Origin of the sequence: Alicyclobacillus suci (genome assembly GCF_017329615.1) — a bacterium.
GTDB lineage: Bacteria > Bacillota > Bacilli > Alicyclobacillales > Alicyclobacillaceae > Alicyclobacillus > Alicyclobacillus suci.
Map to the genome: position 1 here is coordinate 35,141 of NZ_JAFMTW010000019.1, position 26,848 is coordinate 61,988.

Consider the following 26,848-nt stretch of genomic DNA (forward strand, 5'->3'; position numbering starts at 1 on the left):
GTCATCAACTCGTTGTGCAGTTTGTAAAAATACGGTGCGGAGAGGGGGAGATTCCCTTCCATGAACGTTGACTTTTTAGAGGCGCTCGAACAATTGGCGCGGGAAAAAGGGATTGATAAGGAAGTACTCCTAGAAGCGATTGAAGCCGCTCTTATCTCTGGTTATAAACGCAATTTTAATTCGGCTGCGAACGTCCGTGTCGACATCCATCGCGACAATGGTGAAGTTCGCGTGTTTGCCCGGAAGACGGTCGTTGAGGAGCCGGAAGATACGCGTTTAGAAATTTCTCTAGATGCGGCGCGAGACATGAATCCGAACTACCAGGTCGGCGATGTCGTCGAAATCGAGGTTACGCCGCGGGATTTCGGACGAATTGCGGCGCAGACGGCCAAACAGGTGGTCACGCAGCGCATTCGAGAAGCGGAACGCTCAGTCATCTATGGAAAGTTTGTCGACCGTGAGGAAGAGGTCGTGACGGGCATCGTGGCGAGGATTGACCCGCGTGTCGCGTATATTGACTTAGGTGAGACGGAAGCGATTTTGCCACAGTCGGAACAGATGCCGACGGATAAACTACAGATGGGTGACCGGATTAAGGTGTTTATCGCGCGCGTGGAGCGGACCACGAAAGGACCGCAAATTGTTGTTTCGCGCAGTCATCCAGGTCTGTTGAAACGGCTTTTCGAGCTCGAGGTACCAGAAATTTATGATGGTGTCGTGGAAATTAAGGCGGTTTCCCGAGAAGCCGGGTATCGCTCGAAAATCGCCGTCCACTCGAGAAATCCGGAGGTTGATCCCATTGGCGCCTGTGTCGGGACGCGCGGTGTGCGGGTACAGTCTGTGGTGACGGAGCTGAATGGGGAAAAAGTCGACATCGTCGAGTGGAGTGAAGACCCAGCCACCTTCGTCGCGAATGCACTGTCTCCTGCTAAGGTACTCGACGTCCAGATTGACGAAGAGGAGAAGGTGGCCCGAACCATTGTGCCGGATTACCAGTTGTCTTTGGCGATTGGCAAGGAAGGGCAGAACGCGCGATTGGCCGCCCGGTTAACGGGTTGGAAAATTGACATCAAAAATGAGACGCAGGCTTCGGAAAATGGTTTGTTTGGTGATTTCGACGGCGCTTCTGACGAAGATGAGGATGAAATTGGGCAATTGTCGGATGACTGGCTGACGGAACCGTGATGCTTGGCGCACGCCGTGATTGTGAAGGGAGGGGAGTACATGACGACCGTTCGAAAAGTGCCGTTGCGAAAATGTGTTGGGTGCCAAGAGATGAAGCCTAAGCGCGAACTTATCCGCGTTGTGCATACGCCTGAAGACGAGGTGCTAATAGACCCGACTGGTAAACGAAATGGCCGTGGCGCCTATTTGTGCCCGAACGAGGCGTGCTTGTTGGCAGCCCAGAAGCGCAAGTCGTTGGAACGCGCGCTCAAGATAAGCATTCCTGACGTTGTGTATACCCAACTGTCACAGCAATTGCAGCAGGCGGTGAAGCCGTCGTGAGTGGCTCGCTGATGGATAAAATTTTGGGCCTTCTGGGGCTAGCTCGCCGCGCTGGAGCGATTGTCGACGGGCAGGACAGAATCCTTTCTGCGGTGACTTCGGGCCAGGCGAAACTTGTCGTGGTCACGGAGGACGCCGGCGCCAATGGGCGTAAAAAGTTACACGACAAGGCGAATACGTACGGTGTTCCGGTTGTGACATTTGCCAACAAAGTAACGTTGGGTAGGGCTGTCGGACGTGATACAGCAGCCGCGGTGGCGATTATCGACGCCGGGTTTGCGAAAAAGCTGCTGGAACGATTCGGTGAACTACACGGAGGTGGAGCGATTGACAAAAGTTCGAGTGTATGAATATGCCAAACGGTTGAACATGTCGAGCAAAGAGATATTGACGATATTGACTCGTTTGGATATTCCGGTCGCCAATCACATGAGTGTCATGGATGAGGCGACGATTGGTAAGGTGGAAAACTTCTTTTCAGATGTTAAGAAACGCGCGGCTGAGCGGCATGCGCATGAGGTGGAAAAAGAATTGCGCGAGCGACAGCAGCGACGACAGGATAATCATCAACGAACAGACGATAATGCAGCCCGTAAGACTTCGGGCACGGGCGACGAAAACCAGGGCGCTTCCTTGGAACGCAATCGGGTGATGGCTGATCAAACTGGCCAAACCGCGAGACCGACGAGTCGAGAGGGTGACCGCCAAGACGATTCGCGTCGGGACGGGCGCGATAACGGTCAGTACCGTCCGCGCAGTAACGACGCGCATGCCGGTGGGCGGCCTTCTTACGGGGAACAACGTCGCAATGACGATACGCGTGTAGGTGCCGGACGAGCACAGGGCACGGATCGTCCTAGCCAGGGTGATGGCCAAGGGCGCCCCCGTCAGGACAGGGAGCAAGGGAACTTCTCTTCTCGTGGGCCCCGCGGAGCGGGCGGTCGCGATGGTCGCCCCGCCTCCAGCAATGGTGGAGGTAGACCAGGCGGCATGAATCGCGACGGCAATCGAAGTGGTTTTGGTGGTGGCGGCGGACGTTCTGGGGGTCCGAGCCGCGACGGCAATCGCGGAGGATTTGGCGGTGGCCGGCCAGCTGGGAACCGTCCTGCTGCAGGCGGTATAGCACCAGCACAACAGAAGCCAGCGGCTCCGGGAAGTTTGCGCAAGGAGAAGGAAAAGGGTCGCGACAAACAATCCTTCGCGCGTCACGAAGAGTTTAACGAACAGAAATTGCAACGGTCGAAACGCCGAAATGGTGGCCGACAGGCACCCGCATTGCCGACGGAGGTCACGGTGGATGGGCCGATGACTGTGGGCGATTTCGCGAAGGCGTTGCAGCGCGAACCTGCCGACGTCATTAAGAAGTTGCTGTTGCTTGGTATTATGGCGACCATTAACCAGGAAATTGATACGGATGCCATGGAATTGATTGCGAGTGAGTATGGCGTTACGCTGAATGTCGTGGAGCCGGTCGACGAGGAAGCGTTGGATATGCTGATGGAGGAAGAAGACCCAGCAAACTTGAAGCCCCGTCCGCCAGTGGTGACGATTATGGGTCACGTCGATCACGGCAAGACCACTTTGCTTGACGCGATTCGCGAGAGCAAGGTGACGGCGACGGAATCTGGCGGTATCACGCAGCACATCGGTGCGTACCAGGTCGAGGTCAATGGTCGACCGATTACGTTCCTTGACACGCCGGGTCACGAGGCGTTCACGACGATGCGCGCACGTGGTGCGCAAGTCACGGACTTGACCATTCTCGTCGTGGCGGCGGATGACGGTGTCATGCCGCAAACAATTGAGGCCATTAACCACGCGAAGGCGGCGAATGTGCCCATTATCGTGGCGGTCAACAAAATTGATAAGCCAGATGCGAATCCGGATAGGGTACAACAAGAATTGACGCAATACGGCCTCGTACCGGAAGCATGGGGTGGCGACACCATTTTTGCTCCAATTTCCGCGCTTAAGAAAGAAGGTCTCGATGAGCTGCTGGAAATGGTGCTGTTGGTGGCGGATGTGCAAGAACTGAAGGCGAATCCGAATGGCCGCCCGCGCGGAACAGTCATTGAGGCTAAGCTGGATAAAGGCCGCGGTTCGGTTGCGACGGTGCTTGTTCAGAACGGCACATTGAAGGTCGGAGACATTGTCGTCGCGGGTACGACGTATGGCCGCGTTCGCGCCATGGTCAACGACATGGGCCGGCGTTTGAAGCAAGCAGGTCCGTCGATGCCGGTCGAAATTCAGGGGCTCAACGGTGTGCCGAGTGCTGGGGATCAGTTTGTCGTGTACGACGACGAGCGCGGTGCCCGCAACTTGGTTGAAAAGCGCATGAGTCGTGAGAAACAGGAACAAATGCAGACGACGTCCAAAGTGACGCTGGACGATTTGTATAAGCAGATTCAAGAAGGTAAAGTCGCGGAATTGAACGTGATTGTCAAAGCGGACGTTCAAGGCTCCGTCGAGGCGCTCGTGCAGTCGATTGAAAAAATCGACGTCTCCGGTGTGCGCGTCAAAGTGATTCACCGAGGCGCTGGTGCGATTACAGAGTCTGACGTTTCGCTGGCAGCTGCGTCGAACGCCATTATTATCGGTTTCCACGTTCGGCCAGACGTCAACGCTGCGCGCATGGCGGAAGCCGAAAAAGTGGACATCCGCTTGTATCGCGTCATTTATAACGTGATTAGTGAGCTTGAATCCGCGATGAAGGGCATGCTGGAACCTGAGTACAAAGAAGTTGTGCTGGGGCATGCCGAAGTTCGTGAAACCTTTACGATTTCGCGGATTGGCACGGTAGCGGGTTGTTATGTCACGGACGGTAAATTGTCCCGCGATGCAGAAGCGCGCTTGATTCGTGACGGAATTGTCGTGTACGAGGGCAAACTGGACTCGTTGAAGCGATTTAAAGACGACGCACGCGAGGTACAAACCGGCTTCGAATGTGGTGTCACGTTGGAGCGATTCAACGACATCAAGAATGGCGACGTGATTGAGGCGTTTGTCATGGAGGCCGTCAAGCGGGATTAATTCGTGTTTGTGTGCTGAAACAGCGGGGCTCGTGCCACGTTGTTTCAGCGACCTCTAGTGCAGTCAGGACGGAGGGTGTACAGATGTCTCGGATACGGGTGCAAAAAGTTTCAGAGCAGATGAAAAAGGAACTCGCGGATATCGTTCGCACCAGCGTCAAGGATCCTCGTGTCGGGTTTGCGACCATCACGCGCGTGGAAGTTTCCGGTGATTTGCAGCACGCCAAGGTGTATGTCAGCGTGTTGGGCAGTGAAGAGGAGCGCTCTGCGACCATCTCGGCACTGACCAAGGCGGCGGGCTTTATTCGTGGTGAAGTCGCGCGCCGACTGCATATGCGCGTGGCACCGGAACTGGCGTTCCGGTTGGATGAGTCTGGGGAGTACAGCGCGCGTATCGAGCATGTTCTCAAGACGATTCGTACGAGTGAGTCGCCTTCAGCGGGCGAGTGAAACGGGGGCGACGGGATGGCACAGTGGCAACCTGTCCCACGCGATATTGATGCCATTGAGCGCGTTAGCCGGGCGTTGAAAACGGCTGAGTCGTGGTTGATTGTGACCCATGAGCGGCCGGACGGGGACGCGCTCGGCAGTGCCCTTGCCATGGCACATATTTTGACAGCGCTTGGTAAGGAATGGACCGTTTTAGTGGATGAGAAGTTGCCCGATAGGTTTCAGTTTCTTCCACTGTACGACCGGATTCGTCGCGTAGACGACGCGGATGTCGGGCGGTATCACGATGTCGTGGCGGTCGATTGCGCCGATGAAGGACGATTTGCGGCGGTATCGCGGGCGATGGCGACAGATGCGCGTGTCATTAATATCGACCATCATCAGACGAATCCGCGTTATGGGGCGGCTGCGTGTGTCGATGCAGAAGCTGCGGCGACTTGCGAATTGGTGTATCACGTGGCGCTTTTTCTGTCTATTCCTCTTGATGTCGACTTGGCGACCTGTCTGTACACTGGGATTTTGACCGATACAGGCGGGTTTAGCTATCCCAATACCACGCGTGCCGTGCATCAGATTGCCGCAGAGTTACTGGAGTGCGGCGTTCAGCCGTATGATATTGCTGAGCCAGCGTTGGAGGCGAGATCGACATCGCAAATGAAATTGCTGCAGTTGGCGTTGCGCGATATGTTTATCGCGCGCGACGGCCGATATGCGTTCATTTCGGTCAATCGTGAGATGCTTGAGGAAGCTGGGGCGACGGAGGACGACGTTGAGGGACTCGTTGGTTTTGCCCGTTCGATTGAGACGGTTGAAGTAGGCGTGCTGCTTCGTGAACGACCTGACGGCAGGATTAAGGCGAGTTTGCGGTCAAAACGGCGTGTGGACGTCGCTGCGATTGCGCAACAGTTTGGCGGCGGCGGACATGCGCGTGCCGCTGGGTGCGTCCTGGATGGACCGCTCGCGGCGGCACGTCAACAGATAGAAGCTGTGGTTGCATCTGTGTTGGAGGCGATGAGCAATTGAGTGATGAGCAATTGAGTAATGGAGGCGTATTGCTCATCGACAAACCGATTGGTCTGACCTCGCACGATGTGGTGCAAAAGGTTAGGCGCAAATTGCGAACAAAACGAGTAGGTCACGCAGGGACATTAGATCCAGATGCGAGTGGCCTGCTCGTCCTTTGTGTCGATGATGCGACGCGTGTGCTGGAGTATTTGGTGGCATCGACCAAGTCGTATACGGGGGAAGTCGTGTTCGGCTGTGCTACGGATACGGATGACGCAACGGGAACTGTGATTGCGTCAGCGAGTGCCAATGGATTGACCGACGATGCGGTGCAGGCTGCGGTCAAGGACTTGACAGGGTCGATTGAACAGGTCGTGCCCGCGTATTCTGCAGTGCATATTGGTGGCAAGCGGGCATATGAACTCGCGCGTGCGGGAGAAGCCGTCGATATGCCAAAAAGGACTGTACATATCGATGTGTTTGAGGTCGGGCCACTGCAATTTGAGGGCGAAGTGGCACGCGCGTCATTTTCCGTGACGTGCTCGAAAGGCACCTATATTCGCGCTTTGTGTCGCGATTTGGGGGCAAAGGTCTACGTGCCGGCGCATATGGGGTCGCTTCGTCGAGAAGCGGCAGGCAGTGCCAACGTGCGCTCGGCTGTGTCGCTTGAACATTTCTTGGACAGTGCATGTCCCGAAACATTCTTTCTCGAACCGCTATCGCTTTTATCGGAGTACCACAAGATTCCGGTCTCAAGGACAGTGTTGGAGCGCTTGACGAATGGGCAGCGCGTTCCGGTGCGCGATATGCATTTGGAAGATGCTTCGCTCTGGCTCGACGAGATGGTGATGGTGACGTACGAAAGTCGTTTGGCCTTGGTTGCGCAGGTTGAGAAGTTGCGCGGGACACTTGTGCTACAACCAAAGAAAGTGTTCTGGAAGAGGGGATAAGCGTGCAGGTGTATGAGGTGGCAGGACTGCCAGAAACCAGTCCAGTGCCGCAGGTGCTCGCCATCGGCAAGTTCGACGGGATCCATGTGGGTCACCAGGCGATTTTGGAGCAAGCTCGACATTATCTGGAGCCTGGAACACAGTTCGCCGTCCTGTGCTTTGAACCCCACCCAAGTTACGTGTTGACCGGGGATGAACGGTATCTGAAGTCGCTCACACCGCGTCAGGAGAAAGTTCGGATTCTGGCCGAGTATGGGGTAGATGCGCTATATATTGTGCGCTTTGACACTGCGTTTGCTTCCACGGAAGCTGAGGAATTCGTCAAGTCACATCTCGCACGGCTGCACCTAAAACAGATTGTCGTGGGACGCGATTTTCGATTTGGGCGTGGCGGTAAGGGAGATGTCGACGCTTTGCGAACTTTTGCTTCGGATATTGGCATCGGCGTTACCGTCGTCGATGCTGTTGAGGAAAATGGGGCGAAGGTAAGCAGTTCCCACATCCGTCACCACTTAGGTGAGGGCAGGGTTGAAGCGGTGGAGGCGTTGCTCGGGCGCCCGTACACCATGACTGGCACGGTCGTTCACGGAGATGCTCGGGGAAGGCAAATTGGTTTTCCTACGGCAAATTTGGGTGGGACGGCGGAATACGTTCCGCCAAAATCCGGCGTCTACGCTGTCACTGTGGAAATTTCCCGTCCGACCGGGCATGAGCATTGGTTTGGTGTGCTTAACGCAGGATTTCGACCGACGGTTTCGGGACAGGATTTTCGGATAGAGGTCCACTTGTTGGGGTTTAATGGCGATTTGTATGGGGAAACCTGTAGAGTGTCTTTTCTCCGCCGAATTCGGGATGAACGGAAGTTTTCCGGTTTGGATGAATTGAAACAGCAAATTCAGGCGGATTGCGATACGGCTCGTGAGATGCTCGGCTTGCCGCCCGCATCGCGCTGATTGGTAGAGAGAAGCTCTAGCGTTGATTGAATTTGATATGGTATGCTATCATTCGTGTGAACACACGAATGAACTGCTACGCGGATTTGGACGTGACCTCCCGACCACTTCTTCGTTGCAGGGATTGAGCAGATTTAGGAGGAAATATTTATGTTGACGAACGAGTCAAAGCGCGCAATCGTCGAGAAGTACCAAGTACACGAGACGGATACAGGGTCTCCAGAGGTTCAAATTGCGATTTTGTCGGAGCGTATTTCGTATTTGACGGAACACTTCCGCACACACAAGAAAGATCATCACTCCCGTCGTGGGTTGTACAAGATGATCGGCCGTCGCAGAAACTTGTTGAACTACCTTCGCAAGAAGGATGTCAATCGTTATCGCGAATTGATTCAGTCTCTGGGACTTCGCAGGTAAGAGAGCGGGCTTCGGCCCGCTTCTTTTACATACGAAAGGTAGTTCACATCCGCTCCTGTACATGTCACCGTATCAATCTGGCGTGTACAGGGCTATGGTATTACATATGAATTGAAATGACGGATGCACCGCTTGGACGGTGAGGAGGTAGGAGTGACCGCATGGTAGTACGGCACGAATTTGAAATTGGTGGACGAAAACTAACCCTGGAAACGGGGAAATTGGCAAAACAAGCGACCTCTGCAGTACACGTGAGATATGGAGATACGGTGATTCTATGCACAGTCACCGCTTCAAAAGAACCCAAGGATTTGGACTTTTTTCCGTTGACCGTGAACTACGAGGAACGACTGTACGCGGTGGGCAAAATCCCAGGTGGCTTTATCAAACGTGAAGGTAGGCCGAGCGAAAAGGCAATCCTGGCGTCCCGGCTGATTGACCGACCTATCCGCCCGCTATTCCCCGAAGGGTTTCGCAACGATGTGCAGGTCGTCGATATTGTCATGTCGGTTGACCAGGACTGTGCGCCGGAAATCGCGGCGATGATTGGAACTTCCGCGTCGTTGACTGCTTCCGATATCCCATTTGACGGACCGATTGGTGGCGTGATTGTCGGCTTGGTCGATGGTGAATTTGTGCTCAATCCGACGGTGGAGCAAGCCGCGCGCAGCGATATGCACTTGGTTGTCGCTGGAACGAAAGATGCCATTGTCATGGTTGAGGCGGGTGCGAACGAAATTCCTGAAGCGACCGTGCTTGAGGCTGTACTGTTCGGGCACCGCGCAATTCAGGAGATCTGCCGCGAAATTGAAATATTCGCGGACAAGGTAGGAACCGCGAAGCGCGAAGTGGTGCTTCACCGCGTAGAGGAATCCCTCAATGAAGCGGTGCGCAGCTATGCGACCGACCGTATTCGCGTGGCGGTTCGCAACCCGGACAAGCTTGCGCGAGAGGCGGCTATCTCCGAAGTGAATGAGGAAGTCCAGGAACATTTTGCGGAACAGTTTCCCGAGATGGAGAACGACATTGCAGAAGTTCTGCACGATATCTTGAAAGAGGAAGTTCGTAGTGCGATTTTGAATGAAGGCATCCGTCCAGATGGTCGAAAACTGACGGAGATTCGCCCCATTTCCTGTGAGGTGGGCGTTTTGCCTCGCACGCACGGATCAGGCTTGTTCACCCGCGGCCAGACACAAGCGTTGTCAGTTTGTACGCTTGGCGCGATGGGCGATGAGCAGATGTTGGATGGCCTTGAAATCGAGGCGTCAAACCGTTATATGCACCACTATAACTTCCCGCCGTTTAGCGTCGGTGAAGCCCGTCCTTTGCGTGCGCCGAGCCGTCGCGATATCGGACACGGGGCATTGGGTGAACGCGCACTCGATCCTGTGATTCCATCGCCTGAGGAGTTTCCGTACGCGATTCGCGTGGTTTCTGAGATTCTTGAGTCGAACGGATCAACCTCACAAGCGAGTATTTGCGGCAGCACAATGGCATTGATGGATGCGGGTGTTCCGATTAAGGCACCGGTGGCGGGAATTGCCATGGGTCTTGTCAAGGAAGATGACAAGGTTGCGATTCTGTCCGATATTCAGGGGCTTGAAGATCACCTTGGCGATATGGACTTCAAAGTTGCAGGTACCGAAAATGGTGTCACCGCACTGCAAATGGATATTAAAATCAAGGGAATTGATCGCGACATTCTCGAACGCGCATTGTCGCAGGCGCATGAAGGTCGTTTGTTCATCCTTGGTAAGATGATGGAGGCGATTTCGTCGCCGCGCGAGGACCTGTCGAAGTATGCGCCGCGCGTAATTACCGTTCAGATAAACCCTGACAAAATTCGCGATGTAATCGGACCTGGTGGCCGCGTCATCAATAAGATCATCGAAGAGACGGGTGTCAAAATCGACATCGAACAGGATGGTCGCGTCTTTATCCACAGTTCGGAAGTGGAGCGGGCGAACAAGGCGAAAGAGATGATTGCCAACATTGTGCGCGAAGTCGAAGTGGGCAAGGTCTACAACGGTAAAGTCACACGTGTTGAGAAGTATGGTGCGTTTGTGGAAGTACTGCCAGGCAAGGAAGGCCTGGTTCATATTTCGCAACTGGACGTCAACCGTGTGGCGAAGGTTGAAGATATTTGTGCCGTCGGCGATGAGATTCCCGTAAAGGTCACCGAGATTGACAATCAGGGTCGGATTAACCTTTCGCGGAAAGAGGCTATTAAGGACACTGCGCCTGCAACGGCAGACGCGCCCAAGGCAACTGTTCGCGAATAATCACTGGTCACCGAACGGTCGCTCGGATGTTTGGTGGAGCCATTGTCGTACGAGCGAGCCCCTTATTGCTGAGGGGCTTTTTGTTTTGCCCTCTCCTGGGCAACCTACGCGTACAAAGATCGCGGAGGGATGAACGTGAAGCGTTTGCACAATATGCGCACCGCGCTGGCGGCGCTCAGCGTGATTGGACTGTTTGGCTCTTATACCGCTTTTGGTCAGAACGCGCGTCCTGCTGCAGCCAACCAGGAACAGGCGCTGCATAAACTTGACGAATACAATACGGAAATGGGGACGGCGCCTGTCAATGCGCGCATTGACAGAGTCTGGCACCTCGTCCCTGGCTTGGCTGGATGGACGTTGGACACAGGTGCGAGCCGAGTGGCCACGAAAGCGTCGACGGATGGCAAACTGCACTTGGTTTGGCGGTCAGTGCCTCCTGCCATTTCTGCGTCCACACTCGCTGCACAACCGGTCTATCGTGGGCCGAGTGCAGAAAAGTCCGTCGCGCTGATGGTCAACGTGTCGTGGGGAGAAGCGTACGTTCCTGCCATGCTCAAAATCCTTCGAGCCCACGGCATGCGCGCGACGTTTTTCCTCGACGGGCAGTGGGTGAAAAAACATCCCGATTTGGTTAGGCAAATCGAGCGAGATGGGCACGCGATAGGCTCTCACGGTACAGGGCACCCAGATTTTCGAAAGTTGACGAGCGACCAATTGAGTGAACAATTGGACGGAACGAATCGCACCATTGAACGGGTTACGGGAAAGTCGGTGCGGATTATCGCGCCCCCAGCGGGCGCCTACGATTCGCGCCTGGTCACGTTGGCAAAAGCGCGTGGGATGTACACGATTCTCTGGACGGCCGACACTGTAGATTGGCGTAGACCGCCAGCGGATGAAATTGTGGCGCGGGCCAAATCCGGCCTCACACCAGGCTGCTTGTTACTCATGCACCCGACGAAACCGACGGTGCAGGCACTGCCACAAATTCTAAAGATCATTGAAACCAGTGGCTACCACGCGAAGACTGTGGAGGACGTGGTGCTTGAGCGACCTGCCGTAAAACCGCCGAGTGTCTTGAGTGTGATGGATTAACTTTGTTATATTGGACGTATTGCCAAGAGATGTTCGTCATGGTTGAGGAGGCACTTTGGTGACATATCATAGACAATTGCCCAATGGACTGCGTATTGTGGGCGAAGAGATTCCTACGCTTCGTTCGGTAAGCATCGGCGTTTGGGTGAAAACCGGGTCACGATACGAAACACAACGGGAAAATGGTGTCAGTCACTTTTTGGAACACATGTTCTTTAAAGGAACTGATAGGTACTCTGCAAAGGAACTGGCACAGGTATTTGATGAATTAGGCGGGCAGGTGAACGCGTTCACATCGAAGGAGTACACGTGCTTTTATTCGCGTGTGCTCGATGAGCATTTCACTATTGCCCTCGACACGCTTGCGAACATGCTTCTCGCATCTACCTTCGAAGAGGAGGAGTTGGAGAAGGAAAAGCGGGTGGTGATTGAGGAAATTCGCATGTATGAAGACACGCCTGACGAACTGGTGATGGATTTGCTGGCGGCGGGGACGTATGGCGAGCACCCACTGGGATACACCATTTTGGGAACGGAAGAGAATTTGCTGTCGTTTACACAAAAGGATCTGCACAATTACATTCGCGAGCAATACCAGCCGAAGAACATCGTCGTTGCGATTGCTGGGCATGTTGACGAGGAGACGGCGGTGCGCGAAGTAGAGCGCTTGTTTGGCAGCATGCAACCGGGGACGTCGCTCGATGAGCGGGCAGTGGTGACCCCGCCGTTTCACAGAAGTCTTGTCACTCGGCAAAAAGAAATTGAGCAGGTTCATTTGTGCATGTCGACGCCAGGATTACCTGCGGGAAGTCGCGAGATGTATCCCCTCATCTTGTTGAACAACTTGCTCGGGGGCACGCAATCGTCGAGGTTGTTCCAGGAAATTCGTGAGGATGCCGGCATGGCGTACAGCGTCTTTTCCTTTCACACGGCCTACCAGGATGCGGGGATGTTTGGTATTTACGCCGGGACTTCCCCACAGCACGTCAAAGCGGTTGTCGAGTCGATTCGTCGAATTTGTCAGACGTTTGCTGAGACACCGCTGTCGGCTGAAGAACTAGAAAAGACGAAGCAACAGGTGAAAGGTGCCATGATGCTGGGGTTGGAGAGCTCGGGAAGCCGGATGAGCCGGATTGCCAAAAATGAACTGTTGCTCAATCGCGAGGTCCCTGTTGAAGAGACGCTTGCTGGGATTGATGCGGTGACGGTCGAGCAGGTCAAGGAGATGGCAGATCGCCTATTTCGCGATGGATTTGCCTTGTCCGCCGTTGGCCCCATCGCGGACATCGACTTTGCCGCACTGCTGCCGGAGGCATCGGTATCATGACGACCGCCGATGTCCGCGTGTCGTTTCGCGTCGTGTCTGAGTGGTTTCAGCCGTCGTACACGCCGGCTTATGCGACAGAGGGTGCGGCTGGAATGGATTTACACGCCGCAATACCGTCCCCGATTCAGGTGGCGCCAGGTGCGCGCGTGCGCGTGCCGACAGGCATCGCGATTCAACTGCCAGAGCGCAATTTGGTGGCGTTGGTTTATGCGCGAAGTGGACTGGCTTGGCGCCACGGGCTCGCCCTGTCCAACGGCGTTGGTGTCATCGACAGTGATTATACGGGAGAGGTGCAGGTTTTACTGACGAATTTCGGCGACGCTGAAGTCGTGATTCAACCAGGGGATAGGATTGCACAACTCGTGGTTGCGCCTATTTTCGTGGCGCAGTGGGTGCAGACAGACGAGTTTCACAGCACGCGTCGTGGCGTGAACGGCTTTGGCTCGACGGGTGTACAAACCACTTGATTCGAGCAAGTTTACCTACCTTTTCGATACATACAGATGAATGAAAAACGGACCATTTCACGTGGTGCTCGACAGTGAAATGGTCCGTTTTTTATTTTCACCCCTGTGGGCGTGCGCACATATGTTAGCGATAGACCCGTCAGACCCGTCAAGGAGTGAAACACCCTATGTTAACTGGAAAACACCTTGTGTTTGTTGGTGGGGATGCCCGCCAGCTCGAAGTCATTGCGCAGATTGTCGACAATGACGCGAGTGCGACGTTAGTTGGGTTTTCCGACATTCACCGCGAGTACACGGATACGGTCTATGGCGACTTGTCGGAAGAGGTCTTGGCCAAAGCGGACGCGTTAGTCCTTCCCATTGCCGGTATGGAGAACGACGGGCGCGTCGATACGCAGTTTGCCAAAGAACCAATTATGCTTACGGAGCATCACTTTGCCGCCATGCGTAAGGGCGCATTTGTATTTACCGGCATTGCACGACAGAGGTTGACCGAGTGGTGTCAGAATCACTCCTTGCAACTGGTGAAGTTGATGGAACTCGATGAAGTGGCGATTGCAAATTCCATCCCGACCGCTGAGGGCGCCATCGCCATTGCCATGAAGGAAACCGACATCACATTGCATGGTTCGAAGACGGTGGTCCTTGGGTTTGGGCGGTGTGGGCAGACACTGGCGCACAAAATGCGCGCAATGGGTGCCAATGTGCGCGTTTGCGCGAAACATGCGTCTGATCTTGCGCGCGTCGACGAGTTGGCTCTCACACCCGTTCCGCTTTCACACATTGTCGAAGCCGTTCGCGATGCGGACATCGTCTTTAACACCATTCCGGCGCTCGTGCTAAACGCAGGTGTCTTAAAGGAGATGCGGCGTGAGTGTGTCATCATCGACATCGCTTCCAAGCCGGGAGGAACTGATTTTCGTTACGCAGAACGGCGTGGTATGCGCGCGTTGTTGTGTCCGAGTTTGCCGGGTATCGTGGCACCAAAAACGGCAGGCCGGATGATTGCTCGGTCGATTTCCCGGATTCTCGCAGAACAATCTGAGGGCGGACAGAAGGAGGAAGACATATGGAGTTAAAAGGCAAGACCATCGGGTTCGGTATTACAGGTAGCCATTGCACCTACGAAGAGATTTTCCCGGAGGTCAAACGACTGGTCAATCTCGGCGCCACCGTCATCCCCGTCTTCTCAAACGCGGTATTACACACAGATACGCGCTTTGGCGAGGCCGGAGCGTGGGCTAAAAAAATTGAAGAGGTGACAGGTCAAAAGGCGATTTCGACCATCCCAGAGGCTGAACCGCTCGGCCCGTCGAAACGGCTGGACGTGATGCTGATTGCGCCATGTACGGCGAGTTCGCTGAGTCGATTGGCCCAGGCGAACACAGATTCAGCTGTTTTGATGGCTGCGAAATCGACGTTACGCAATGACCGGCCTGTCGTCCTTGGAATTTCCACTAATGATGGTTTGGGATTGAGCATGTATAATATTGCACGACTGATGAATACAAAAAACATTTATTTTGTTCCATTTGGTCAGGACGCGCCACATGTTAAAATAAATTCACTGGTATCATTGATGAGATTAATTCCGGAGACGTTGGCAGCTGCGTTAGATGGGCATCAGTTACAACCTGTCCTCCTTGAACGCTGGCGCGAACAACGGCCGTCGTAAGGTGGAGTCGGTCCTATCGGACTTGACTCTTCGGGACGAACCAAAGGGGATCATATATGGAGAGAAAAGCGAGTTACCGCATTGCAGTTCTCGGCGCGACGGGCGCAGTGGGGCGGCGGATGGTCGAAACGTTGGAACGGCGGAATTTTCCCATTGAATCTTTGAAACTATTGGCTTCGGAACGGTCCGCAGGCCAAACGATTGCCTTTCGGGGTGAACAACTCCCGGTCGAGCGGGCGACGGCCGACTCGTTTGAAGGCATTGATATTGCACTCTTTAGTGCAGGGGCGACGACGAGTCAAATCTTTGCGCCGGAGGCAGTGAAACGGGGGGCAGTGGTCGTCGATAACAGTTCCGCATATCGGATGGATCCGAACGTGCCGCTAGTCGTCCCAGAGGTCAACCCGCATGCACTGGACGACCATCAGGGCATTATCGCAAATCCTAATTGCTCGACGATTCAATTGATGGTGGCGCTTCACGCATTGCGGGCGTTTGGACTGGAGCACGTCACGATTTCAACCTATCAAGCTGTCAGCGGTATGGGGCAAAAGGCAGTCGACGCGCTGCGCGAGGAGGTTGCGGCGTGGCAGGCGACGGGCACCATCGCGCCGACTATCTTCCCTTTGGCGTCGCAGGATACGCACTATCCGCAGGCGTTTAACGTGTTGCCACAGTGCGATATCTTTTTAGACAATGGATATACCAAAGAAGAAATGAAACTTGTCAACGAATCTCGCAAAATTCTTGAGCTGCCAGATTTGAAAGTTAGTCCGACGGCTGTTCGTGTACCCGTCCTCTACGGGCACGCGGAATCAGTGGCTGTGCGCTTTGCCACGCCGGTGACGCCGGACATCGCGCGCGCGCGTTTTGCTCAAGCAGAAAATCTCGTCGTGGTCGACGAGCCGGGCGCAGCAAAGTATCCACATCCACAGATGGCAGAGGGTACTGGCGATACGTTCGTCGGGCGCATTCGCCAGGACTTGGCTGATCCGCATACGCTGTTGTTCTTTGTGGTTGCAGATAATTTGCTCAAGGGCGCGGCGTGGAACGCGGTGCAAATTGCAGAGGCTTTGGTGAAACGAGCTTAACAGCCCGCGAGAGGGAGAACTGACGCAATGAAAATTTTGGTTCAAAAGTTTGGGGGTACTTCCGTTGCGACGCCGGAGTCTCGGCTCGCAGCGGTTCGTCATATTGAGCGGGCGCGCGAAGAGGGATACGCCGTCGTCGTCGTGGTCTCCGCCATGGGGCGCAAGGGGGACCCCTACGCGACTGACACGCTGTTGTCGCTGTTTCAAGTCGATGACGCGCAAAGACCATTCGTCGCGCGCGACAAGGACTTGCTGATGGCCTGCGGGGAGACCATCTCCGCCGTCGTCTTCGCGAATATGTTGCGCAATCGAGGGCACAAGGTGCAAGTGATGACGGGCGCGCAGGCAGGCATTCTCACAAATGATGACTTCGGTAACGCACGGATTCTCGATATCCGCCCAGATAAAATTCTGACGGCGCTTGGCGACGACCAGATTGTCGTGGTGATGGGCTTCCAGGGTGCGAATGAGGCTGGCGAGATCACGACGCTGGGTCGCGGTGGCAGCGATACGACCGCGACTGCGCTCGGTGTTGCGCTAGAAGCAGACGCGGTCGATATTTTTACAGATGTCTCCGGAATTATGACGGCAGATCCGCGATTGGTCGACGACGCTCGCCAACTGAGTCAGGTAACGTATACAGAAATCTGCAATCTCGCCTATCAGGGAGCGAAAGTCATCCATCCGCGTGCGGTAGAAATTGCGATGCAGCGCAATATTCCAATTCGCGTTCGCAGCACGCACTCGGATGACCCAGGAACGCTGGTCACGCAGGCGCCACCTCAATTGGAGCACGGTGCGCTGTTTGACCGCTTTGTCACAGGGATTGCACATAGTGCGAATCTCACGCAGATTCGCCTGTCTGGTCATGGAATTGGTACGTCAAGCATCTTTACGTTGATGGCTGAACACGACATTTCCGTCGATTTTATTTCTGTGACGCCGTTTGAAGTCGCGTTTACGGTGGGCGATGATGTGGCTGAAATTGCCACACAAAAATTGCAGGAATTGGGCTACACGCCAGAAGTGCGGCGAGGGTGCGCGAAGGTGTCGGTCGTCGGCGCTGGAATTATGGGCGTGCCCGGCATTATGGCAAAAATCGTCGAAGCGTTGGCTGTTGAGGGCATTGATATCCTGCAGTCGGCAGATTCGCACACGACGATTTGGGTATTAGTCGACGGTGAGCACATGGGGCCCGCTGTGCGTGCGCTCCACAGGGCTTTTCAACTCGCCGGAAATGTGGTGTAAAGAAAGGATGGCCGAGCGATGGACTTTGGAAGTTTAATCACGGCGATGGTCACGCCCTTTAATCGAAGCGATGAAGTGGATGAAGTTGCACTGAAATCTCTGGTCGACCACCTCATCGCCACGGGCACGACCACCATTCTCGCGTGTGGCACGACGGGGGAATCGCCGACATTGACGCACAGCGAGAAGATGAGATTGTTTGAGGCGACGCTTAAAGCGGTTGACGGCCGCGTACCGGTGATGGCTGGTACGGGGACTAACTCGACGAAACAGTCGATTGAATTGACAAAGGAAGTTGCGGCGCTTGGCGTCGATGGCATATTATTGGTTTCGCCGTACTACAATCGGCCCACGCAAGAGGGCCTTTACGAGCACTTCGCGTCAATTGCCAACAGTGTTGACCTTCCTGTCATGATTTACAATGTCCCTGGTCGGACAAGTGTCAATATTGACGTGGACACGGTGCTCTCGCTCGCGCAGGTTCCAAATATTTTCGCGGTCAAAGAGGCGAGCGGTCAGTTTACGCAAATCTCCCACATCGCGGCGGAGAAACCGGATGATTTTCTGTTGTACAGCGGTGACGACAAGTTTACTGTGCCGATGCTGAGCTTAGGTGCCGCCGGTGTGGTCAGTGTCGCAAGTCATGTGGTAGGCCTCGAAATCCGTCAGATGATGGACGCGTTCTGGCATGGCGATCACGCCGAAGCTGCACTCTGGAGCGCACGTCTGTTGCCGATTTTCGAAGGCCTGTTTGCGAGCGCCAGCCCGGCGCCGCTCAAGGCTGCACTGGAGTTAATCGGGCAACCAGTTGGCTCCGTGCGGTTGCCGCTTGTACCTGTCTCAGACGCGCTATATCAACATTTGCGCGCAATCTTGCAGCGGTTAGGCAAGTGTGACTAATTTGCGCGAAATGCCATCCCACAATCGATGAATTCGTCGATTGTGGGTAAAAATGAATGGTACCAACGCCAAAGAGGCATGGGGAATCCTGTGCCTCTTTGCTTATTTTGATACAGATTTCGACAAATGTAGACGTGATCGTCTGTTGTGAAGCATTCGTCGGCAGGGTATAATGATTTCCATAGTGACTGGTGCGGCTTATTTATTGAGCGAATCATCACTCAGATCGATGGATGGACGGACCGGGCTGATCTGTGTGACCGATTGAGATATTGCGACTTTTTTTCATCGGCGTACGGACAGAACTGTGTGAATCACCGCAGAGTTCTTCTCCCTTATAGGGACAAACTTGCGGGTATGAGGCGCTGTGTGGCGTGCACAGCCTCTATATCTGTGTCAAACTTCAGTTTCTGGGATAGCACTACGGAGGTGCCACTTTGGCTAAAGGAAAAGCAAGACTTTCCATCGTCCCGCTTGGGGGCGTTGGGGAGATCGGTAAAAATATGACTTTATATTGGTATGGCAATGACATGATAGTCGTCGATGCCGGGTTGAAGTTTCCTGAAGAAGATATGCTGGGAATCGATATTGTTATACCAGATATTACGTTTTTGGTAGAAAATCGCGAAAAGATTCGCGGGATTTTTCTGACGCACGGCCACGAGGATCACATTGGTGGATTGCCGTACATTCTTCGCGAGTTGAATGTCCCGGTTTATGGAACGCGGCTGACGTTAGGTTTGGTTGAGAACAAATTGCGTGAGCACGGTTTGCTCGACACTGCAAAGCTCAACGTGATGGATGGCCGTTCCAACATTCAGGCAGGCGTTTTTCAAGTATCGTTGTTTTATGTAAATCACAGCATCCCAGATACCACAGGTTTCGCGATAGAGACTCCGGAAGGCCTCGTCGTGCACACCGGTGACTTTAAATTTGACCAGACGCCAGTGGACGGGCGTCAGGCTGACATCCACAAGCTAGCGGCATTTGGCGCCCGCGGAGTGTTGGCGCTGGTTGGCGATAGCACAAACGCTGAACGCCCGGGATACACGCCCTCGGAGCTGACGGTAGGAGAAAAAATTAATGAAATTGTGGCAAACGCGACCGGTCGCGTTATCATGTCCACCTTTGCATCGAACATCCATCGGTTGCAACTCATGATTCGCGCTGCTGAACAACATGGCCGAAAGGTCGCTGTTGTCGGGCGCAGTATGGTGAACAATATCCAAACCAGTTTACAACTTGGTTATTTGGAAGCCCTGCCGGAGACGATTATTGATGCGGACGACGTCAATCGTATTGATCCGGAAAAGCTGGTGATTCTTTCGACTGGTAGCCAGGGCGAGCCGATGTCTGCGCTCACGCGGATGGCGCGGGCGGCGCATCGCAAAATCGAGATCATGCCTGGTGACACGGTGGTGCTCGCAAGTTCCCCGATTCCTGGTAATGAAAAATATGTGGCGCGTACCATTGACCAACTTTTCCGCGCTGGCGCAAATGTCATTTACCGTGGTGTCCATGCCTCAGGTCACGGCAGCCAGGAAGAACTCAAGTGGATGTTGTCGCTTGTGAAGCCGAAGTTCTTCTTGCCTGTGCATGGTGAATTCCGGATGCAGCGGACGCACGCGAATCTTGCCATGGAAGTTGGCGTCGAGGAAGAGAATATCTTTATCACCGAGCTTGGTGACGTGGTGGAATTTGAGAACGGCCGTGCGCGCCTCGGCGGGAAGGTACCTGCGGGTACGGTGATGATTGATGGACTGGGCGTCGGAGACGTGGGCAATATCGTCTTGCGCGACCGCAAGTTGTTATCCCAGGATGGGATTTTGGTCGTCGTCGTCACGCTGTCGAAGGCGACAGGTCACATTCTTTCTGGTCCAGATATCATTTCACGCGGGTTTGTCTATGTGCGCGAGTCGGAAGCATTGCTCGACGAGGCCAATAAGCTGGTGGAGAGTACGCTCATCAAATTGGTGACGGATAACGTGAGTGAGTGGTCGAGCCTGAAAACGGCGGTTCGCGATTCGTTAGGCCGCTATCTGTTTGAGCAGACGCGCCGCCGCCCGATGATTCTTCCAATCATCATGGAGGCGTAATCTGCTTGTCAAAAACGGGGCATCTTGGACATGGGCTGTCTGAGATGGCCCGTTTTTCGTTTCACTGCGGTTTCTGGCACGCTCCCCTGCATCTCCCAAGCACCCGTGGCTCATACTACCGGTAGAAAAGGGGGAATGGCGCCACGATGGGTTATGACATGAATTCACCTTTACAGCAGATTTTGCGGTCGACGAAGCCAAGGCGCACCGCCGTCCAGCAAGTGATTGCGCAGTCTGAAGCCGAACCGGCGACCGGCGATGAGGGCGCGAACGAGATCGTTCAAAATATAGAGGCGCTAGGCCAGACGGCTCCTGAGGAAACCGCCAATGTCAACAGCGACATTTACTGTATGTCTATCATTGGTCAAATTGAAGGCCACATGGTGTTGCCGCCACAGAACAAGACCACTAAGTACGAGCATATCATCCCGCAGCTGGTGGCTGTCGAGGAAAGCGAAAAAGTACATGGGTTATTGCTGATTCTGAATACGGTGGGTGGCGATGTGGAGGCGGGGCTCGCGATTGCGGAACTGGTCGCTTCGCTGAGTAAACCGACGGTCTCGCTCGTTCTTGGCGGCGGACATTCGATTGGTGTGCCGATTGCCGTGAGTTCCGATTACACATTTATCGCCGAATCCGCGAGTATGACCATTCACCCCATTCGCCTAAATGGGCTCGTGATTGGTGTGCAGCAGTCGTTTGAATACCTTGAGAAAATGCAGGAACGAGTGACGAAATTTGTGGTTGATCACTCCAATATCACCGAAGACAAATTTCGCGAATTGATGCTCAATACCGGGCAGATGGCGCGAGACATTGGCACAACGGTCATTGGCCCAGATGCGGTGAAGTATGGGCTGGTTGATGAAATTGGTGGGCTGGGTGAAGCGATGCGCAAACTGCACGAATTGATTCGCGAGCAGCAACAGTCGGCGAGCCCTGCGGTAGGGGTGATGCAGTAATGCATTGGACGACATTGTCGGACAGCGAAATTTTCGCCACGCCAACCGCCTCACAAGGTGCGTCAGACACAGTGACGGAAGAAGTCACTGTCGGCGACGCCATTCTCGTTTTGACGCGCAGCACGAAGACGGGAGAGGCGACGGTCAGCCGCGTGATTAGCCCGCGGGCACGTGATTACCTTCGGCCAGATTGGCAACCTGGCATGCCGTATACCTCCCGGTAGGACGCTTGCCTACCGTGAAATGTGAAGACAAATGCGAGTGATGTGGCCAAGGGCTGTCCCAAACGTCATCGTAGATGATGACTTGAGGGATGGCCCTTTGTTGCAAAGTTGTTTCGCGCACAGCATGGGGGCAATAGAGCGAGAAAGACTACAAGTAAGCGCGATATTGCTAATGGTGCCAGTGAGGTGCCGCCGGATCCAGTTCGTGACCTTGGCAGGAAATCATTCCTGGATTCACGAATTCTTCACTAAGGACAATGAGACTGGTGGGTGAACCGTGGCACGTAAACAGCAACAGAAGAACATCTTGAAGTATGAAGTGACCGGTTTGGCGATGCTCACGGGATGTGCGCTCGCCTTAGGCAAATTAGGGCTCGTGGGGCAGTCGCTCGCTGTCATCAGCATTTTTCTCGCTGGGAGTTGGTATTTTCTAATTCCTATTCTGACAGGCTATGCGGCGATTTATATGATGTTTCGGAGATCGCGCTTCGTGTGGGACAGTCGGCACGTTGGCCTTTTAATCATTTTGCTATGCTTGTTAGGCTTCATGGAAATGCAGTTTTATAGCCGTCAATTGCAGTATCAAACAGGTACCGGGCTGGCCGCAGCGCAGTGGCAAGCGTTACAGGAGTTGAAGAATTACATTTTTCATCCGAATACGTCTGCCGCGCCGCCTTCCGCAGGTGGAGGTCTGGTCGGCTACGTGGTGTTTGCCGTACTGCACGTATTGTTCAACACGCCTGATACGCGTGAAGTTGGACCGCTATTGGTGATTTCCACAGGTGTGTTGATTGGCGTTGCCTTGGTCTTACAGGTGTCGCTGGTGAATGTTGTGAAGCGTGGTACCTCGTGGACCGAAGGTTTTATGGATAGCCTTTGGAAATCGGTCAAGGGGTACACGAATGTATTGTTCAAGTCTGATAAGCACGAAGAGGATGTCGAACAGCTGCCGCCGGACAAGTCGCATCGACGTAAGCCGGAGATTATTGTCGACGGGGAAGTCTACGATGTGAAAGGCACCGAGCCGTCAGTGCAGGAGCCGATTATTCACGATTTCGCATCGCGGGCCCGCCAACAACAAGCTGAACAGGAAGCGGACGTGGCACCGACGGGGGCTGCGCCTACAGGGTTGGAACCAGTCGGAAATCAGCTGGTGATGAAATTTCCGGATACGTTGGGCAAGAAGGCATCGCCTGCACCTGTAGCGTCAGAGGGCCGTGCGCAAGCAGAGCAGGCTGGTTATGAAGTCGGGCCGATGGTGCACGATGACAACTTTCGCCTGCCGCCACTAAGCATTTTTTCACTGCCCAAAAACGCCGGTAAGACGTTTTCTCAGCGCAGCGCACAAGCCAATGCGCAGAAGTTAGAATCGACGCTGCAGTCGTTTGGCGTCTCCGCCAAGGTGTTGGAAATCAGCCGCGGGCCAACGGTCACCCGGTATGAATTGCAACCTGCATCCGGCGTCAAGGTGTCACGAATTGTCAACCTCACCGACGATATCGCACTTGCATTGGCTGCGCGCGATATTCGTATGGAGGCGCCCGTGCCCGGCAAGTCGGTGATTGGGATTGAGGTGCCAAATGACGAAGTGGCGATTGTGTCGTTGCGCGAGGTGCTGCAATCGCCAGAGTTTCAGCAAAGTAAAGCGCGATTGCCTATCGCCTTAGGGCGGGATATCTCTGGGGCAGCGATTGTCGGAGATTTGCAAAAGATGCCGCACCTGTTGGTCGCGGGTGCAACAGGGTCCGGGAAGAGCGTTTGTGTCAATGGCATTATCGCTTCGATTCTCATGCGGAACAAACCACATGAGGTCAAACTGATGATGATTGACCCGAAGATGGTGGAACTCAGTGGGTACAACGGCATTCCGCACTTGCTCACACCCGTTGTGACAGATCCGCGTAAGGCGGCGTATGCATTGAAAAAAGTCGTTCAAGAGATGGAAAATCGCTATAAACTGATGGCTGAACGCGGGGCGCGCGATATCGAACGGTTTAACCAACTGTTGCGCGAAGATGGGTTGGAACCTCTACCGTACATTGTCGTGATAGTCGATGAGTTAGCCGACTTGATGATGGTCGCGCCGGGGGACGTCGAGGACGCCATTTGCCGGATTGCGCAGATGGCGCGGGCAGCCGGGATTCACCTGATTGTCGCGACGCAGCGTCCTTCTGTCGACGTCATCACGGGACTCATCAAGGCGAACATTCCGAGCCGAATCGCGTTTGCGGTGTCGTCCATTCACGACTCGCGAACCATTCTTGACGGCGGTGGCGCTGAAAAGTTACTCGGTCGCGGGGATATGCTGTATTATCCAGTCGGTGCCTCGAAAGCTACACGCGTGCAAGGGGCGTTCGTTTCGGAGGAGGAAATTGAACGGCTCGTATCGTTTGTAAAAGAACAGCAGCAGGCGGTATACACGGTTGATTTGAACCGCGATGCTGAGGAAGATACGCAGGCGGAGTCGGAGGGGCCAGACTTGGATGATTTGTTTGCTGATGCGGTCGATCTCGTCGTGGACCTCGGCCAAGCCTCGGTGTCGATGCTCCAGCGCCGATTCCGCATCGGGTATTCGCGTGCGGCGCGTATTGTCGACCAGATGGAGCAAAGTGGCATCGTCGGGCCGTTTGAAGGCAGTAAGCCGCGTGAAGTGTTGATTTCGAAGGAACAGTGGTATCACGCCAAGACACAATTGAATCGTTCAACTGGAGAAGATTGAGGGATAGATATCGCAACTCGTCCATATACCTTAGTAAAGCAAAGTAATGAAGGTGGTGGACGGGTTGCGGCAGAAGGTTCGTCGTGGGCGCTCGTGGCCATTATTTGTGGTGGCGGGTGCCTTTTTGTTGGGCGTTTTTACTTATTATGACGCACGGGTCTTTCACGGTGTACCAGATGTGCCGACGATGGGGCAGTCGTCCCTGGCGGATTCTTCGACGGTAGCTGATCCGGTTGCACCGTCGTCGATGGTGAATGCCATTATGAAACAAGTTGGCGTGATTCCCGGGTTAAATGACGTAGCAATTGAACCAGATGGCGATGGCGACGGAAAATTCCTCGTATCTGCCATGGTGGACTTATCCGTGGCGGGTTCTGGAGCGTCCGCATCGGAAAGTGCGCAGTCTCGGATGAACACAGCGGTCGACCAATATTTTCAAGGTATCTTTGGACAAGCGGGTGGCGGCCAGGTGAGTGAAGGGATGCTCACGTTCACCAACGGTGACGCGATTGTGGGAACAGCTGGTTTAGGGAAAGCGGAGTATCAAAAGATGGCGGCGTCGACCATGGACGGGAATCTTGCGCAGGCGATGTTACAACAACCAACTGTGCAGGATAATTCGCAAGACGATGTGTGGTACCAAATGCAAGCTGGGGAATAATGCAAAACAACGAGATTAAATAAAGGCGACGCGGGTCAACCGCGTCGCCTTGGCGTTGCGCCAATCAAATACAACTGTGAGATGGCTATTGATTCACGTCGGAAGGAGCGCATCAACGCACGGACAATGGGTTCGTGTCCGGTACGCAGCAGGGTGTCTACAATCGTCTGCAAGGTAAACGGTTCATCTAGACAGTTCTCCACGTCTGGATTGTCATCTAAACAATAAAGCCAACGTTCGTCGTATTGGCTTCCACGTTGTTCCTTATATGCGGACGCGTATAATTGATAGATATCAAAAGGTGCATCCAGTTGATCAAGATAATACTCTAGTTGATAGAGCGCCTTCGCGACGGATAAATGCTCTCCATGAAAGTTGGCCAAAATGATTCACCCTTTCATACATATTATGTGAGTGAAAAGTCACAAAGGCAAGAGGGGATTCAATCCGTTACAATACATATATGGGACAAAGCCGTAGTACCTTATGCAATTGATAGGAGTCGTATTAGATGACGCGTTTGAATCGAACGAAATGTACTGCGGGCGCAGTTACAGTTGCCCTCACCGGTCTCATATCCGGCTGTGGTGCGCCAGACCTGTCTGCTATGCGCCCGACTGTGCAAAAACAAGCTGCGGCCGTGATGGTCGTCGGAAAACCGGATTTTATGCCGACGACGCCGGTCAGCGCCAGTGCTGACGAGCCGCTCATGATGGAGACGGTTCAGTCGTCCACTGGGTCATTCCTCAATCAGGCAAATACGTTATTACAGCATCAAGATGTGACCAATTGCGTCATCGCGGTCGATGACGCGGGCGCTCTTGACTCTGACATATCACAATTGGCCCAGAAATATGCCCATGTTCATTTTGACATTTTGACGAACCAGGCCCCATCTGACATGTCCGCCTCGAATGTGGCCATCGTATCGCAGGATGCGAATGCTGTCGACTTTGCTATCGGCTGGCTCGTGGGCGTCTGGGCGAGTAACCTTGTGAAGACACAACAGCTCTCTCTACAACCCGCTGTTGGTTATGCGGTTTCCGGCGTCTCGGCAAGTCGTCAAAAGGCGTTTTTCGCTGGGCTGTATACAGCCAATCCCGCAGCACAGATTGTCAATATGACAGGTTCCAATAACAGCGCGAGTAACACAGGGAATAGCAGTGGGGGCAATCGTACGACGACATCGACTGCGTCGACATCATATCCAGTGGTCAGCGGCGTCGTAGTCGGCGGCAACTTAGCCCATTCAGTGGCCGAATCTATCGCGCAGAACGCACCGATAGTGTTCGACTTGACAGGTACCTCGACTACGCTGCCCAATTTATCCGTTTACCCAGGTCACTTGGCGTCTTCGCGGGCGGCCAATCTGATTGACCAAATCAGTAGTGGACACTGGCAGGCCGGGAGTACGTCTGTCATTGATTCGACGAGTATCACACTGAATACGCAGTTGATGCCGCCACCTGTGGTGGATGCGTGGCAGACCTTGGCTCAGACGCTTGAGCAGGCACCGAATACCTGGCAAACAGATTATGCGAAATTGCCGGATGCCACAAGAAATTTGCTGCAGTCACAGTTTGGGCTTGCATAAACAAGGGGATGTTAAAGATGTCCAGTGCAGACGATGGTTCAAAACAGCCGTCGCAATATTACTTTCAGTATGAGATTATCCGCGACAGGCCAGGCTTACTCGGTGATATTGCAAGCCTTTTGGGAATGCTCGGTTTTAACATTTTGCAGTTGGCCGGTGTGTCGGTGGAAAGTCGGGGCTTTTTGATTGAGACGGAC

The 26,848-nt window shown here is 54.1% G+C and carries 25 protein-coding genes and 1 pseudogene; 25 read left to right on the plus strand and 1 reads right to left on the minus strand.

What is annotated here, in order from left to right; genetic code table 11:
- Window positions 1–60: 60 nt before the first annotated feature.
- The 23 genes from nusA to J3482_RS11215 all read left to right on the plus strand — a co-directional run bounded on the left by nusA (window position 61) and on the right by J3482_RS11215 (window position 25,057).
- Entirely contained in the window at window positions 61–1,185 is a 1,125-nt protein-coding gene (gene nusA / locus J3482_RS11105; RefSeq protein WP_146821786.1) for a transcription termination factor NusA, read from the plus strand.
- A gap of 39 nt (window positions 1,186–1,224) precedes the next feature.
- On the plus strand, window positions 1,225–1,506 hold the full coding sequence (gene rnpM / locus J3482_RS11110; RefSeq protein ID WP_021296427.1) for an RNase P modulator RnpM: 282 nt from the start codon (window positions 1,225–1,227) through the stop codon (window positions 1,504–1,506).
- An 11-nt stretch (window positions 1,507–1,517) separates the two neighbouring features.
- On the plus strand, window positions 1,518–1,856 hold the full coding sequence (locus J3482_RS11115) for a L7Ae/L30e/S12e/Gadd45 family ribosomal protein (RefSeq protein WP_031218593.1): 339 nt from the start codon (window positions 1,518–1,520) through the stop codon (window positions 1,854–1,856).
- Between the two features lie 19 nt (window positions 1,857–1,875).
- A complete protein-coding gene (infB, locus tag J3482_RS11120; RefSeq protein WP_328702693.1) occupies window positions 1,876–4,536 on the plus strand; it encodes a translation initiation factor IF-2 in 2,661 nt (886 codons plus the stop codon).
- Between the two features lie 83 nt (window positions 4,537–4,619).
- Window positions 4,620–4,985 carry a 30S ribosome-binding factor RbfA gene (gene rbfA, locus J3482_RS11125; protein WP_021296424.1) on the plus strand — a complete coding sequence of 122 codons (366 nt, stop codon included), beginning with the start codon at window positions 4,620–4,622 and terminating at the stop codon, window positions 4,983–4,985.
- A gap of 15 nt (window positions 4,986–5,000) precedes the next feature.
- On the plus strand, window positions 5,001–6,008 hold the full coding sequence (locus J3482_RS11130; protein WP_146821787.1) for a DHH family phosphoesterase: 1,008 nt from the start codon (window positions 5,001–5,003) through the stop codon (window positions 6,006–6,008).
- The gene (gene truB, locus J3482_RS11135) at window positions 6,005–6,940 is read left to right on the plus strand and encodes a tRNA pseudouridine(55) synthase TruB (RefSeq protein ID WP_223204008.1); all 936 of its coding nucleotides are present in this window, start codon (window positions 6,005–6,007) and stop codon (window positions 6,938–6,940) included. Before J3482_RS11130 ends, truB begins: the two co-directional genes overlap by 4 nt.
- A gap of 2 nt (window positions 6,941–6,942) precedes the next feature.
- Window positions 6,943–7,893: a bifunctional riboflavin kinase/FAD synthetase gene (locus J3482_RS11140; protein ID WP_146821788.1), complete on the plus strand. Its 951-nt coding sequence runs from the start codon at window positions 6,943–6,945 to the stop codon at window positions 7,891–7,893.
- A gap of 150 nt (window positions 7,894–8,043) precedes the next feature.
- Complete coding sequence (rpsO, locus tag J3482_RS11145) at window positions 8,044–8,310, plus strand: 30S ribosomal protein S15 (protein ID WP_021296420.1); 267 nt, start codon at window positions 8,044–8,046, stop codon at window positions 8,308–8,310.
- Between the two features lie 161 nt (window positions 8,311–8,471).
- Window positions 8,472–10,592: a polyribonucleotide nucleotidyltransferase gene (gene pnp, locus J3482_RS11150; protein ID WP_146821789.1), complete on the plus strand. Its 2,121-nt coding sequence runs from the start codon at window positions 8,472–8,474 to the stop codon at window positions 10,590–10,592.
- A gap of 129 nt (window positions 10,593–10,721) precedes the next feature.
- A complete protein-coding gene (locus J3482_RS11155; RefSeq protein ID WP_223204009.1) occupies window positions 10,722–11,687 on the plus strand; it encodes a polysaccharide deacetylase family protein in 966 nt (321 codons plus the stop codon).
- Between the two features lie 58 nt (window positions 11,688–11,745).
- Window positions 11,746–13,014, plus strand: coding sequence for a M16 family metallopeptidase (locus tag J3482_RS11160; protein ID WP_146821790.1), 1,269 nt, complete (start codon window positions 11,746–11,748; stop codon window positions 13,012–13,014).
- Window positions 13,011–13,481, plus strand: coding sequence for a dUTP diphosphatase (gene dut, locus J3482_RS11165; protein ID WP_146821791.1), 471 nt, complete (start codon window positions 13,011–13,013; stop codon window positions 13,479–13,481). The genes J3482_RS11160 and dut overlap by 4 nt, the downstream gene beginning before the upstream one ends.
- A 167-nt stretch (window positions 13,482–13,648) precedes the next feature.
- Entirely contained in the window at window positions 13,649–14,560 is a 912-nt protein-coding gene (gene dpsA, locus J3482_RS11170; RefSeq protein ID WP_146821792.1) for a dipicolinate synthase subunit DpsA, read from the plus strand.
- Complete coding sequence (locus tag J3482_RS11175) at window positions 14,551–15,156, plus strand: dipicolinate synthase subunit B (protein ID WP_146821793.1); 606 nt, start codon at window positions 14,551–14,553, stop codon at window positions 15,154–15,156. Before dpsA ends, J3482_RS11175 begins: the two co-directional genes overlap by 10 nt.
- 56 nt (window positions 15,157–15,212) lie before the next feature.
- Window positions 15,213–16,247 (plus strand): aspartate-semialdehyde dehydrogenase, encoded by a 1,035-nt coding sequence (locus J3482_RS11180; protein ID WP_146821794.1) that lies wholly within the window; start codon window positions 15,213–15,215, stop codon window positions 16,245–16,247.
- 27 nt (window positions 16,248–16,274) lie between these two features.
- Entirely contained in the window at window positions 16,275–17,495 is a 1,221-nt protein-coding gene (gene dapG, locus J3482_RS11185; protein ID WP_146821795.1) for an aspartate kinase, read from the plus strand.
- Window positions 17,496–17,513: 18 nt separating this feature from the next.
- The gene (gene dapA, locus J3482_RS11190; RefSeq protein WP_146821796.1) at window positions 17,514–18,395 is read left to right on the plus strand and encodes a 4-hydroxy-tetrahydrodipicolinate synthase; all 882 of its coding nucleotides are present in this window, start codon (window positions 17,514–17,516) and stop codon (window positions 18,393–18,395) included.
- 437 nt (window positions 18,396–18,832) lie between these two features.
- Window positions 18,833–20,491, plus strand: a complete 1,659-nt coding sequence (locus J3482_RS11195) for a ribonuclease J (RefSeq protein ID WP_021296410.1) — start codon at window positions 18,833–18,835, stop codon at window positions 20,489–20,491.
- Between the two features lie 146 nt (window positions 20,492–20,637).
- The gene (locus J3482_RS11200; RefSeq protein ID WP_223204010.1) at window positions 20,638–21,453 is read left to right on the plus strand and encodes a ClpP family protease; all 816 of its coding nucleotides are present in this window, start codon (window positions 20,638–20,640) and stop codon (window positions 21,451–21,453) included.
- Window positions 21,453–21,677, plus strand: coding sequence for a YlzJ-like family protein (locus J3482_RS11205; protein WP_206915698.1), 225 nt, complete (start codon window positions 21,453–21,455; stop codon window positions 21,675–21,677). The genes J3482_RS11200 and J3482_RS11205 overlap by 1 nt, the downstream gene beginning before the upstream one ends.
- Window positions 21,678–21,954: 277 nt before the next feature.
- Window positions 21,955–24,396 (plus strand): FtsK/SpoIIIE family DNA translocase, encoded by a 2,442-nt coding sequence (locus J3482_RS11210; RefSeq protein WP_328702691.1) that lies wholly within the window; start codon window positions 21,955–21,957, stop codon window positions 24,394–24,396.
- A 64-nt stretch (window positions 24,397–24,460) separates the two neighbouring features.
- Window positions 24,461–25,057: a hypothetical protein gene (locus J3482_RS11215; protein WP_146821799.1), complete on the plus strand. Its 597-nt coding sequence runs from the start codon at window positions 24,461–24,463 to the stop codon at window positions 25,055–25,057.
- A 35-nt stretch (window positions 25,058–25,092) separates the two neighbouring features.
- Here J3482_RS11215 and J3482_RS11220 read toward each other — a convergent pair whose 3' ends face one another.
- Window positions 25,093–25,440 (minus strand): hypothetical protein, encoded by a 348-nt coding sequence (locus J3482_RS11220; protein ID WP_146821800.1) that lies wholly within the window; start codon window positions 25,438–25,440, stop codon window positions 25,093–25,095.
- A gap of 128 nt (window positions 25,441–25,568) precedes the next feature.
- Here J3482_RS11220 and J3482_RS11225 point away from each other — a divergent pair, with 128 nt between their 5' ends.
- On the plus strand, window positions 25,569–26,651 hold the full coding sequence (locus tag J3482_RS11225; RefSeq protein WP_146821801.1) for a hypothetical protein: 1,083 nt from the start codon (window positions 25,569–25,571) through the stop codon (window positions 26,649–26,651).
- A gap of 17 nt (window positions 26,652–26,668) precedes the next feature.
- Window positions 26,669–26,848 (plus strand): annotated as a pseudogene (locus J3482_RS11230) (DUF3388 domain-containing protein); the annotation flags it as partial.